General features: G+C 68.5%; 2 protein-coding genes. Both read right to left on the reverse strand.

Going from position 1 to position 13,445, the window contains the following annotated elements:
- Positions 1-19: 19 nt before the first annotated feature.
- Positions 20-1,855 (reverse strand): acyl-CoA dehydrogenase, encoded by a 1,836-nt coding sequence (locus tag G6N35_RS21765; RefSeq protein ID WP_163806113.1) that lies wholly within the window; start codon positions 1,853-1,855, stop codon positions 20-22.
- Between the two features lie 262 nt (positions 1,856-2,117).
- Positions 2,118-13,121: a type I polyketide synthase gene (locus G6N35_RS21770; RefSeq protein WP_163806114.1), complete on the reverse strand. Its 11,004-nt coding sequence runs from the start codon at positions 13,119-13,121 to the stop codon at positions 2,118-2,120.
- Positions 13,122-13,445: the final 324 nt, after the last annotated feature.

Consider the following 13,445-nt stretch of genomic DNA (forward strand, 5'->3'; position numbering starts at 1 on the left):
GCTGTTCTTCCTGCGTGGGTTAGAAGGCCGCCTCGTCGAGTTCCATCAACTCGTTGTCGATGGTGTCGATCACCTGACGCGTGCTGGTCAGCAGCGGCAGCATGTTCTTGGCGAAGAACGACGCCGCAGCGATCTTGCCCTCGTAGAAGGACTTGTCGGCACCGGTAGCACCGGCGTCCAGCGCGGCGATGGCGACCGCGGCCTGGCGCTGCAGCAGCCAGCCCATCAACAGATCGCCGACGCTCATCAGGAAGCGCACCGAGGCCAGGCCCACCTTGTAGATGGACTGCGGATCCTCCTGCGCGGCCATCAGATAGCCGGTCATCGTCGCTGCCATGCCCTGGACATCCTCCAGCGCCTTGGCCAGCAACTCGCGCTCGCTCTTGAGCCGGCCGTTGCCGGACTCGTTCTTGATGAACTCACCGATCTGTCCCGCCACATGGCCCAGCGCCACACCCTTGTCGCGGACGATCTTGCGGAAGAAGAAGTCCTGCGCCTGGATGGCGGTGGTGCCTTCGTAGAGCGAGTCGATCTTGGCGTCGCGGATGTACTGCTCGACCGGGTAGTCCTGCAGGAAGCCGGAGCCACCGAAGGTCTGCAGGCTCTCGGTGAGCTTGGCGTAGGCCTGCTCGGAGCCGCAGCCCTTGACGACCGGCAGCAGCAGGTCGTTGACCTTGGCGGCCAGCTCGGCGTCGACACCGTGCACGGCCTTGGCCAGTGCGGCGTCCTGGTAGCTGGCGGTGTAGAGGTACAGCGCGCGGCCGCCCTCGGCGTAGGCCTTCTGGGTCATCAGGCTGCGGCGCACATCGGGGTGATGGGTGATCGTGACGCGCGGCGCGGCCTTGTCGGTCATCTGGGTCAGGTCGGCACCCTGCACGCGCTCCTTGGCGTACTCGAGCGCGTTGAGGTAACCGGTCGACAGCGTCGAAATGGCCTTGGTACCCACCATCATTCGAGCCTGCTCGATGACGTCGAACATCTGCGCGATGCCGTCGTGGACCTCGCCGACCAGCCAGCCCTTGGCCGGGATGCCGTGCTGGCCCATGGTCAGCTCGCAGGTCGCCGAAACCTTGAGGCCCATCTTGTGTTCGACGTTGGTGACGAAGACGCCGTTGCGCTCGCCGGGCTCGCCGGTCTCGGGATCGAACAGGAACTTCGGCACGAAGAACAGCGAAAGACCCTTGGTGCCGGGGCCTGCGCCCTCGGGGCGGGCCAGCACCAGGTGGAAGATGTTCTCGAACAGGTCATCCGAATCGGCCGAGGTGATGAATCGCTTCACACCGTCGATGTGCCAGGAGCCGTCATCCTGCTTGACGGCCTTGGTCCGGCCGGCGCCGACATCGGATCCGGCGTCGGGCTCGGTGAGCACCATGGTGGCGCCCCAGCCGCGCTCGGCGGCCAGCTCGGCCCACTTCTTCTGCTCGTCGGTGCCGAGGTGATGCAGGATGTTGGCGAATCCGGTGCCGCCGGCGTACATCCAGACCGCGGGGTTCGCGCCGAGCACGTGCTCGTGGATAGCCCACACCAGGATCCGGGGCATCGGCATACCGCCGAGCTCCTCCAGGGTGCCGACCTTGTCCCAGCCGCCCTCGATGAACGCCTGCACCGACTTCTTGAAGGACTCCGGCAGCGTCACCGTGTGGGTGTTGGGGTCGAAGACCGGCGGGTTGCGGTCACCGTCGACGAAGGACGCCGCGACCGGGCCCTCACAGAGGCGGGCCGACTCGGCCAGCATCTCGCGCACGGTGTCGGGGTCCAGATCGCTGTACTCGCCCTCGCCAAGGACCTTGTCCAGGCCAAGTACCTCGAACAGGTTGAACTCCTGATCGCGTACGTTGCTCTTGTAGTGGCTCACTGCTTCTCCTCGATGGGAATGTGCCTTTTCGGGTTGGGTACTTGGCTCTAAGTTACCCACCAGTAACACGGCAACTATACCGCCCGGTAACCCGCTTGCAAATCCCCGTGCGCAACTCCGAATGCATGCTCAACCCACCGGTTGGACTGCTCGCCCAGTGGTCCGCTGGCGTCGCCATCTATGCAGCTAGTGGCCATACCGGGCGACGTACCCCGGTTTGCCCCGCCACCCGCCGAACCAGCGGGTGCGACCGAAATCACACCTACTGGTCGGCCTCCGGGCCGCCATCCGCGGCCGGTTCGGGTGCTTCCCCGCCCGCGGGCAGCTGGCTGACCAGGTGCGCGGCCAGCTCGCCGATCGTCGGATAGTCGAACACCGCGGTCGGGCTGATGTCGAACTTGCCGCCGAACTGTCCGTAGAGCCGGTTGCGCAACTCGACCGCCATCAGCGAATCGGTCCCCAGATCCAGGAACCTGCTGGACGCGGCCGGTGGTTGGGCCAGGCGCAGGAAGCCTTGCACTTCGCGTTGCAGGAATTCGGCGATGAAGTCGACCCGCTGCGCTTCCGGGGTGTCCTGGAGCTGGCGCAGCAGTTGGCTGTCGGCGGCTGTCGCCGCGTCGTCGCGCGGCAGCACGTTGTCGAGCATCGGCGGCCGGATACCGCCGAGCATCTTGGCGGTCCGCTGCCAGTTGGCCTTCAGAACCGTGGCCTGCCCCGTCCCGTGGCGGACCACTTCCCCCAGTGCCGCCAAGGCGGCCGGCGGATCCAGCGGCATCATGCCCTGCGCGCTGAGGTTGGCCAGGGCTGCTGCCGACGTGGCCATGCCGCCGCTTCCCCATGGTCCGAAGTCGACCGCCGTCGCCGGCAGCCCCCGAGAGCGTCGATAGGCGGCCAGGCCGTCGAGCAGTCCGTTGGCAGTCGCGTAGTTCGCCTGCGCCGGTGAGCCGAGAACCGCTGACGCCGACGAGTAGAGGATGAAGAACTCCAGATTCTCGCCTGCGGTCATCCGATGCAGATGGTAGGCGCCATAAGCCTTGGGCCCCAGGGTGGTCCGGAATCGATCCAGGGACTGGTCCGGCAACAGCGCATCGTCGAGCACACCGGCTAGGTGGGCGATACCGGCCAGCGGCGGCAACTCGGCGCGGATCCTGGCCAGCAGCCGGGCCGCCTCGTCCTCGTCGGCCACGTCAGCGGTGAAGACGTGAATCCGGCAGTGGTAGCGCTCGGCGATCGCGTCGATCGTCTGCTGCGCCTCGAGCTCCGGCTCACGCCGGCTGGTCAGCACGATGTCCCCGGCGCCCAGCTGGGCGAGGTATGCCGCGGTATGCAGGCCGAGCGCGCCAAGACCACCGGTGATGAGATAGCTGCGATCACCGCGCGGCTGCAGCGGTTTGGGCATCTGCACCACGATCTTGCCGATGTGCCGCGCCTGTTGCATCCGCCGGAACGCTGTGCGCGCCTCGGGCAGCGGGTACACCTCGGCCGGGACGGGCGTCCATTCCCCGGTGGCCAGGCCCTGGGAGACCTCGTCCATCAACCGCGCGATGTGCTCGGGATCGCTCATCATCGTCACGTCCAGTGCGACGATCTCGTAGCGGATGTCGGGCCGGACGGCAGCCATCTGGTCGGCCGTCCAGATATCCCGCTTGGCGATCTCGACGAACCGGCCGCCGGCAGCGGTGGCGCGCACCGTGGCCTCGATGAAGCCTTCGTTGGTGAGGCTGTTGAGTACCACGTCGACACCCGCGCCGCCGGTGTCGGCCAGGATCTGGTCCGCGAAAGCTGTTGTGCGAGAGTCGTAAACGTATTCGACGCCCATGTCGCGCAGGGTCGCCCGTTTGTGGGTGCTGGCCGTGGCGAACACGGTCGCCCCCTGGTGTCGGGCCATCTGCACCGCCGCCAGTCCCACGCCGCCGCTGGCCGCGTGGATCAGCACTTTGTCACCCGGCTTGATCTGGGCCCAGTCGAATGCCAGCCGAACCGTCAGCGCGGCGGCAGGGATGGTCGCCGCCTCGACGGCGCCGATCCCGTCCGGGACGACGGCCAGCAGCTGGGCCGGCACGTTCAGCCGGCTCGCGAAGGCGCCCTGCATCGAGCCGAACACCCGTTGTCCGACCTCGAATCCGGTGACCTCCGAACCGACTTCGGTGACCACACCGCACAGGTCGCCGCCGATCGGGCCCGGGTCGCCGGGGTACAACCCGAGCACGTTGAGCACATCGCGGAAGTTGAGTCCGGCGGCCTCGATCGCCACCTGCACCTCGTTGGGCGCAGGAGCGGTCACGGTGGTTTCGGTCAGGCGCAGGTTGTCGATCGCACCCCGTTCGGTCGGGGCCAGCACGTAGTCGTCACTGCGCGGCATCGGCAGCTGACCGCTGCGCGCCCAGTGCAGCAATCGCGGCACCAGGAAGCGGCCTTGGCGGACCGCCGTTTCGGGTTCCACGACCGGCGTGCCCAGCGCACCGGCGAGCCAACTCAGCGATTCCTCGCCGGCATCGGTGTCGATGAGCCGGCAGCGCAGGGTCGGTTGTTCGGCGACCAGGGTGCGCCCGAAACTCCATAGCGCCGCCTGAACCGGATCGACCGACTCACCGGGCTCGGTGGCCACGGCGTGTTCGGTGAGGATCCAGAGGCCGCCGGGCAGCGTCGCTTTCTGCTCGGTCAGCGCGGTCTGGGCGGCGGCCAGCAGTGCCGAGACCTCGGCCTCCAGCCGGCTCGCCAGCTGACCGGCTGTTCCGTCGTCATCCGGTTTCTCGCTGCTGCGCCAGATGATCCCGGCGACCGGCGCGCCACGGCCGGCCGCGTCCAGGAACGCTTGCCGCCAGGTGTCGGGGTCGGCGATGTCGGCAATGCCGACAGCGTCGGGTAGTTGGGCGGCCAGGGTGTCGAAACCGGCGACCAGCCACGGCCCGCTGACCCGTTCCGTGCTGTCCGCGTCGGTTCCCGGCGCGGCGGCCTCCTGCCAGCCCAAGGTGTAGAGCAGCCGGGTCGAGTCCCCGCCGAGCCCGCGCAGCAGCGCTTCCCGCGGAGCTCGCTTGACGGTGAACTCCCGGATGCCACCGAGGGAGCGGCCGTCCGGATCGACGAAATCGAGGTCGAAGACCTGAGTTTCGTTGGTGACGGCGCTGTCATGCCAGCGGGCGCGGCAGTAGAACCGGCGCGGCATCCGCTCCGGAAGCCGGACTTGTCCGTATCGCAGTGGCAGGAACAGGTCCGACATCCCCTGCTCGGCGGCCAGCGTGGCCGGGAAGGCCGGGAAAGCGACACCCGTGCAGAGGTCGAGCAACACCGGGTGGATCGGTTCGGTACCGAGATGTTCGGCGAGTTCGTCGCCGACGACGATGTCCCCGATCGCTTCCCGCTCGCCGACCCACAATGACTTCAGCGACGTCGACCAGGTCGGCCCCCAGGCCAGTTCCATGTCGTTGAAGAAGTCGAACAGATCCTGCGGACGGTTGCGCTCCATCTGCTCGATCGCGTCACTTGGAGCGACGCCGGCATCGGCCGGTTCGGCGTCCGGATCCGCACCCGTGGCCAGGCTGCCGTCGGCGTTGAGGGACCACTCGGCGTCCCGTACCCCGTAGGGGCGGCTGTGCACCTGGAATTTCCAGCCGTCGTCGATCGGATGGAGGGTCAACTGGACTTCGCGAGAAGCCTTGTCCGGGAGGATGATCGGCTCGTAGAAGAACACCTCGCGGACACTTGCGGGCGCACCTGCGGCGGCCAGCGCCATCGCCGCGTAGGTTGCTCCCGGCACCACCACGGTGCCGTAGATGACGTGATGAGCCAGCCACGGCTGGGTCTTGACCGACAGCACGCTGCTGTAGACAGTGTCGCCGGAAGCCAGATCCTTTGGGCTACCCAGGATTCCGGACGCCGACAGCCCGGACGAGGCCAGGGCTGAGATCCCCGAGCTCTTCGGCCAGTACCGGCGCCGCTGGAACGGATAGGTGGGCAGTTCCAGCTTGTGCTCCTGCCGGTGGCCGATCGCGGCGAAATCGGGGCGGTGCCCGCAGACGTAGGTCGTTGCGAGAGCCTCGGCGATTTGTCGTACCGCGTTGGCGCCCTTGCGCAGCGAGACGATCGCGAGCGGCGGGGCCGATGTCTCCGGCCAGATCTGCAATGCTGCGGCGGTCAGGATCGGTTGCGGACCGATCTCCATCAGGACCGTGCAGCCCAACCCGGCGACGGTGCGCACGCTCTCGGTGAACTGCACGGGTTGACGGGAATGCCGCCGCCAATACTGCGCATCCAGCGGTGTCTGGGCATTGAGCACCGCCCCGGTGCGGTTGCAGACCAACGGCAAGGTGGGGGCGGCAAAGTCGAACTGGGTGGCGAAGGCCTCGAATTCGTCGAGAACCGGCTCCAGCAGTTCGGAGTGGAAGGCGTGGCTGGTCTCCAGCCAGGTGCACCGGGTACCGTCCTGGCCACAGGCATCGGCGATCTTCTCCAGGTCCTCGGCGGGGCCGGACAGGACGGTGTTGCGGCCGTTGTAGGCGCCGACCGACACTCGCGGGAAGTCCGCGGCGGCACGCTCGACGTAGTCGGGATCGGCGAAGACCGCCACCATCCGGCCGCCGGGCGGCAGGCTGCCGAACAGCTTGCCGCGTTCGGCGATCAACCGGGCCCCGTCCTCGAGGCTGAACACGCCCGCCACACAGGCCGCCGCGTACTGGCCCACGCTGTGGCCAAGCACGACGTCGGGTTCGATGCCCCACGACTGCCACAGCCGGGCAAGGCCCATCTCGACCGCGAAGATCGCCGGCTGCGCAAAGGACGTGTGCCGCAACGTTTCTCCGGCCGACCGGTCGCTGGTGTAGAGCACCTCCAGCAGCGGCTGCGGCAGCATCGGATCGACGGCCTCGGCGCACCGCCGCATGGTCTCGGCGAACACCGGTTCGCTGTCGAACAGTTCGCGGGCCATCCCGGCGTACTGGCTGCCCTGACCGGGGAAGAACCATGCCGTGGTGGGTCGGTCGGTGCATTCCCTGCGTAGCACGCCAGGCCGGGTCCGGTTGGCCATGAGGTCCTCCAGGAGGATCCCGGCCTCACGAGTCGAATTCGCGACGATCGCCGCGCGGTGCTCGAAGTGGGAGCGTCCGGCCCCGGCGGTGAAGCACACGTCGGCGAACGAGGCGTCGGGGTGCTCGGCCAGCCAGCCGGCGTAGCGTGCGGCCAGCGCCGTGAGCCCCGGCCCGGAGCGCGCGGACAGCGGCAGGACGCTGAATGGTTCTCGCGTTGGGGCGGGTTCGCCATCCTGATCGGTCGGCTCGGCGGCCGCCGCGGTGGCGGGCGCCTCCTCGATCACGACGTGCGCATTGGTGCCGGTGAAGCCGAACGCGCTGATACCGGCTCGCCGCGGATGGCCGTTGGCATGCCATGGCGTGGCTTCGTCGACCACCCGGACCGGCAGCGAGTTCCACGGGATATGCGGTGACGGGGTGTGGAAGTGCAGGCTCGGCGGCAGGAGGTCGTGCTGCAGGGACAGTACGACTTTGAGCAGACCGGCGACGCCCGCAGCGGATTCCAGGTGCCCGATGTTCGTCTTGGCGGTACCGATCAGCAGCGGCCGATTCTGGTCGCGGCCGGCACCGTAGACGGCCGCGGCCGCCTGTACCTCGATCGGATCGCCCAGCGGAGTGCCGGTCCCGTGCGCCTCGAGGTAGTCGACGTCGGACCCGCTGAGCCCCGCCCGCGCCAGTGCGGTGGCGATAAGGCGTTGCTGCGCACCACCATTGGGCACGGTCAGACCACTGGACGCACCGTCCTGATTGACAGCGGTGCTACGGATCACTGCGCAGATCCGGTCGCCGTCGCGCTGTGCGTCACTGAGGCGTTTGAGCACCAGGACACCGCAGCCCTCGCCGCGGGCGTAGCCGTCGGCGGCCGCGTCGAATGTCTTGCATCGCCCGTCGGGGGCCAGCATGCGGGCGCGCGAGGCGGCGACGATCGACACCGGGCTCAGCAGGACGTTCACCCCGGCGGCCAGCGCCAGGTCGCAGTCACCCGAGCGCAGTGCCTGGGTGGCCTGATGGACCGCGACCAGTGAGGAGCTGCATGCGGTGTCCACCGCGACTGCGGGGCCCTCCAGACCGAGGACGAAGGCCACTCGTCCGGCGACGGCGTTGAGCGCATTGCCGGTGATGAAGTGGCCTTCCAGGTTGTCCACCGAATCGCCGGACAACAGGTGCGAGTACTCGTTGGCGCCGACGCCGACGAAGACGCCGGTGCGGCTTCCGCGCAGTGACGACGCCGAATAGCCTGCGCGCTCAAGGCCTTCCCAGGCAACTTCGAGCATCAGACGCTGCTGAGGGTCGATCCAGACCGCCTCGCGCGGGGAGATGCCGAAGAACTCGGGATCGAAGCTGTCGACGCTGTCGAGGTATCCACCGCTGCGGGTGTAGATCTTGCCGGGTGTCTGCTGGTCGGGGTCGTAGAACGCGTCGACCTCGAAGCGGTCCTCGGGGATCTCCCGGATGGCGTCCACCCCGTTGGCGAGCACATCCCAGTAGGCATCCGGATCCGGTGCGCCCGGGAAGCGGCAGGCCACCGAGACGATCGCGATAGGTTCGTCGGCGCCGACGCTCAGTGGTACCGCCGGGGCTGCTGCGGCAACAGCGGTCGGCCGGTCGCCGAGTTCCAGGACGTCGCCGATCAGATAGTCGGCGACGTCCGACAGCCGCGGATAGTCCATCGCCAGCGTGGCCGGGAGTTCCTTGCCCACGGACTGTTCCAGCCGGCGGCGCAACTCCACCGCCATGAGCGAGTCCATGCCGAGGTCGAAGAATCCGGTGTCTTCGCGGATCTCCGCGGCTTCGATCCTGGTCACCTCCGCCACGGTGTTGCGCAGATGGTCCAGAACCAATTTCCGGCGTTGCTGGGCCGGGGCGGCGGTGAGTTGCTCGACCAGGCGGGTGCTGCCGGGTGTCTCCGCCGACCGGGTCGTCTCCTCGGGTGCCGAGCGGCGTGCCTCCTGGCCCACCACGTCGAACAGCGCGCGGTGTCCGGTTTGCAGGTACAGCGCCAGGAACTGCTTCCAGTCGACCCGCGCCACCACCGGTTGTGTGGCTGACTTCGGACGCCCCATCGCGTCTGCCATCGCGGCCAGGGCCTCTCCGGGAGCCAGTGGGTGGATGCCCCGGCGTTGCAGTTGCGCCCGGGCCTCCGGGTCGGCCATGCCGGCCGACCAGGGGCCGAAGTTCACGCTGATGCCGGGGATGCCGCGCTCGCGAAGCCGCCACGCCACACCGTCGAGGAAGGCGTTGGCCGCGCTGTAGGCACTCTGGCCGTAACTACCCCACACCGCTGAGATCGACGAGGTGGTGATGAAGAAGTCCAGCTGGCGGCCGGCGCACGATTCGCTCAGATTCCAAGCGCCCCAGACCTTGCCAGCGAAGGTTCGATCGATGTCGGCACCGGAGAGCGTGCTCAGCGGGGTGGTGTCGTTGACACCGGCGGCATGGACGATGCCGGCCAACGGCGGAAGTTCGTTGTCGACGGTGGCCAGCAGCCGGGTCACATCATGCGGGTCGGCGATGTCGGCGGCGATCACCCGAACCGTGCAACCATGCCGTTCGCTGAGCGCGTCGATGCGCTGGCGGGTGGTCTCGCCCGGTAGCTGCCTGCCGGTCAGCACCAGCTGCCGGGCGCCGTGCGCGGCAAGGTAGTCGGCGAACTCCAGGCCGATCGATCCGAGTCCACCGGTCACCAGATATGTTGCGTCGCTTCGCAACACCAGCGGCGCCTTGGTTCCGCTGCCGGTCCGCCGGACCAGCCGGGGCACGTAGCTGGCGTCCGTGCGGACGGCGATCTGGTCCTCACCAGACGCGGCGGCGACCACGTGGGTGATCAGCCTGCTCCACTGGTCGGCCACCCCGGCCGCCAGATCCACCAGTCCGCCCCACACCTGGGGATACTCCAGTGCCGCGACGCGGCAGAAGCCCCACAGGCTGGTGTGGTCGGGGGACACCGAATCGGACTCTGCGACGTGGTGCGCGCCGGTGGTCACGACCCAGACCGGGGTTCGCGATTCGGCTGCCGCTGCGGCCCGGAAGGTCCGCTGGGTGCCGCCCAGGATGCGGTGCTGCATGCGTAGCAGGGACCGCATCGAGGTGGCGCCGTCGGCGCCGAGGGACGATTCCAGCGCGGCGCAGTGCAGGATCCGCAGCCCCGGTTCGTCGGCCGACGCGGTCTGCAACTCGGCGGCCAGCTGCGCTTCGTCCTCGTCGTTGACCGGGAGCCAGACGATCCGATGGCGGTGGCCGAGGGCCGTCAGCGCCTCGACCAGGGGCTGGATCGCCTCGGCTTCGTCGGTGACCAGCATCCACGAAACAGGCTCTGCAGCAGCCGATTTCAGCGAGTCGGTGTGCTTCTGCCAGCGCACTTCGTAGCAGATGTCCGCGATGGATTTGGCATCTCGCTGCTGATTATGCTGTGCAGCAAGAAGTTTCAACGTGTCGATGGGGTTCTGCTGTGCGCCTGCGTCATCGAGGAGCGCGGCCAACTCCTCGATCCGGCCTTCTTCGAGAAGCTGGAGCACCTGGGTGTGTTCGGCGGTTTCGGTGCTGCCCGGTCCGCGGTGCACGCCCGCGGTCTGGCGGAACCAGTAGTGCCGGTGCTGGAACGGGTAGGGCGGCAGGTCGAGGGTGCGCGCCGCGGGTGCGGCGAGTGCGCCGAAGTCGGGCTGATGGCCTGCGACGTAGGCCTGGGCCAAGGCTTCGGTGATCTGCCAATGGTCGGCACTGTTGCGGCGGAGGGATGCAACCGCTTTCGGCGGGTTCGCGGCGTCCGGCCAGGCACGCAGCGCGGTGGCGGTGAGTACCGGCTGTGGGCCCACTTCCAGGAGGAGCGTGGCGCCGAGCTCGGCCAGCGTGGCCACGCAGGTGGCGAACTGAACCGGCTGGCGGGCGTGCCGGCGCCAGTAGGCGCCGTCGAGCTTCGCTGTCCGGCCGAGTGCGGCACCCGTCCGGTTGCACAACAGAATCCGTTGCGGCGCAGCGAATGTGAAGGTATTGGCGATCGCTTCGAACTCGTCGAGCGCGGGGTCCAGCATTGCCGAGTGGAAGGCATGACTGGTATCCAGCCAATCGCAGCGCGCGCCCTCGTCGGACAACTGCACGACTGCCTGTTCGAGGTCGGTTGCCGGGCCGGAGAGCACGGTGTTGGCGCCGTTGAATGCGGCCACCGACAGGCTGGGGAACTCGTCGGTGATCCGTTCGACGCGGTCCGGATCGGCGAAGATGGCGCACATCTGTCCGCCCGGCGGCAGTTCGGCGAACAGCCTGCCCCGCTCGGCCAGCAACCGTACACCGTCCTCGAGGCTGAACACTCCTGCCACACAGGCTGCCGAGTACTGGCCAACGCTGTGGCCCAGCACGACATCCGGCTCCAAGCCCCACGATTGCCAAAGCCGGGCCAGGCCCATCTCGACGGCGAAAATAGCGGGTTGGGCGTGCTTGGTCAGTTTGAGCGTCTCGCCGCCCTCGGCGTCGAAGACGAGGTCCAGAAGCGGTGTGTCAAGGAGGTCGGAAACCGCTCGGGCGCAGCGCGTGAGCGTCTCGGCGAAGACGGGTTCGGTCTCGAAGAGCTCGCGGGCCATCCCGGCGTACTGGCTGCCTTGTCCGGGGAACAGCCACGCCGTCTTGGGCGGGGCGGCACTGTGGCCACGGACCAGGCCCTTGGCGGGCAGTTCGTCGGCCAGCGCCGCGAGCAGTTCACCGGCCGACGCGACCGAGTTCACCACCAGCGCCGCGCGGTGTTCGAAGTGCGCGCGTCCCGTTCCGGTGGTCAGGCACAGATCGGCCAGGCTGGTTTCCGGATGCTCGGCGAGCCAGCCGCGGTAGTTCTGCGCGGCCTGCGCCAGTGCGGCCGGGGTGCGCGCGCTGAGTGTGAGCAGGCTGAACCGCCGGTCGTCGCCCGGTTCGGCCGGCGCCGACGCCGGGGCGGTGGCCGGTGCCTCTTCGAGGATGACGTGCGCGTTGGTGCCGGAAAACCCGAAGGAACTGATCCCGGCGATGCGGGGGCGCGCACCCCGTTCCCAGGCGACGGGCTGCTCGACGACCCGCACCGGGATCCGGTCCCACGGGATGTGCGGCGACGGATTCTGGAAGTTCAGGTGTTTGGGCAGTTCCTGGTGTTCCAGGGCGAGCACCACCTTGAGGACGCCGGCAACGCCCGCCGCGGCCTCGAGATGACCGATGTTCGTCTTCGCCGAGCCGATCAGCAGCGGGTCACCCGCGTCGCGCCCGGCGCCGAGGACCGCCGCCGCGGCCTGTACCTCGATGGGATCACCCAGCGAGGTGCCGGTGCCGTGCGCCTCCAGGTAGCTGATGTCGCTCGCCTGCACACCCGCCCGCTGCAGGGCTTCGGTGATGACCCGTTGCTGGGCCACCCCGTTGGGTACCGTCAGACCGCCCGAGGCCCCGTCCTGGTTGACCGCGCTGCCGCGGATCACGGCCCGGATGTGGTCACCGTCGCGCACCGCATCCTCGAGACGCTTGATGACCAGGACGCCGCAGCCCTCGCCGCGGACATAGCCGTCGGCCGCCGCGTCGAAGGTCTTGCACCGCCCGTCCGGTGCCAGCATCCGGGACTGGGAGAACGTGATCATGGTGGCCGGACTGAGCAGGACGTTCACTCCGCCGGCCAGGGCGAGGTCGCACTCGCCGAGCCGCAACGCCTGGCATGCCTGGTGGATCGCGACCAGCGAGGAACTGCACGCGGTGTCGACGGTGACGGCGGGTCCCTGCAGGCCGAGCCGGTAGCTGATCCGCCCCGCGCCGGCGGCAGCCGAGGTGCCGATCGCCATATAGGCTTCGATCTCGGGGTAGTCCAGCCCCGACGAGGCCATGCTCAGGTAGTCATGAGTGGACTGTCCGACGAAGACGCCTGTTCTGGTGTTGGCCAATGTCGTTGGCGCGGTTCCGGAATGCTCGACCGCATGCCAGGCGGTTTCCAGCAGCAGCCGGTGCTGCGGATCCATCAAATTCGCCTCGCGGGTCGACACCCCGAAGAACGGCGCGTCGAACCCGACGGCATCGTCGAGGAACCCGGCCCGCCGGGTCACCACCTTGCCGGGTGCGGAGGGGTCCGCGTCGAAGAACTCCTCACAGTCCCAGCGGTCGGCCGGAATCTGCGATACCGCGTCGCGGCCGTTGTGCAGCACATCCCAGTACCCGTCGGCATCCGCCGCCCCGGGAAGGCGCGCCGCGTATCCGATGATCGCGAACCGGGGCGCCGGTGGCGTCGGGTCGACGGTGTCTGCCATGGATTGTGCTCTCCGCATCGCTTAGATCAGCGCCTCGCGCCGGACCCGTGATCAGGAGGTGAGCGCACGCGTGGCGCCCGCAATTCCTCCCCAACCGCGTCCTGCCGCTTGACGCGTGGGTCAGTATTGCACGCGGATGCTCGCGCACGTCTCCATCCAAATGCGATTCATAGCTGGGTGCCTCCGCCGGATCGGCGCAATCACCCGACGGTGGGACTAGGGTCCTTGCTTGCGGACCCTCCGGGGTGGCGGCGATCGCACCGGGTCATCCGGTGACGCCGCCGGCCGGGTCGGGTCCGAACGTGGCGCGAGCAGGCCGCGGTC

Origin of the sequence: Mycolicibacterium anyangense, assembly GCF_010731855.1 — a bacterium.
Lineage (GTDB): Bacteria > Actinomycetota > Actinomycetes > Mycobacteriales > Mycobacteriaceae > Mycobacterium > Mycobacterium anyangense.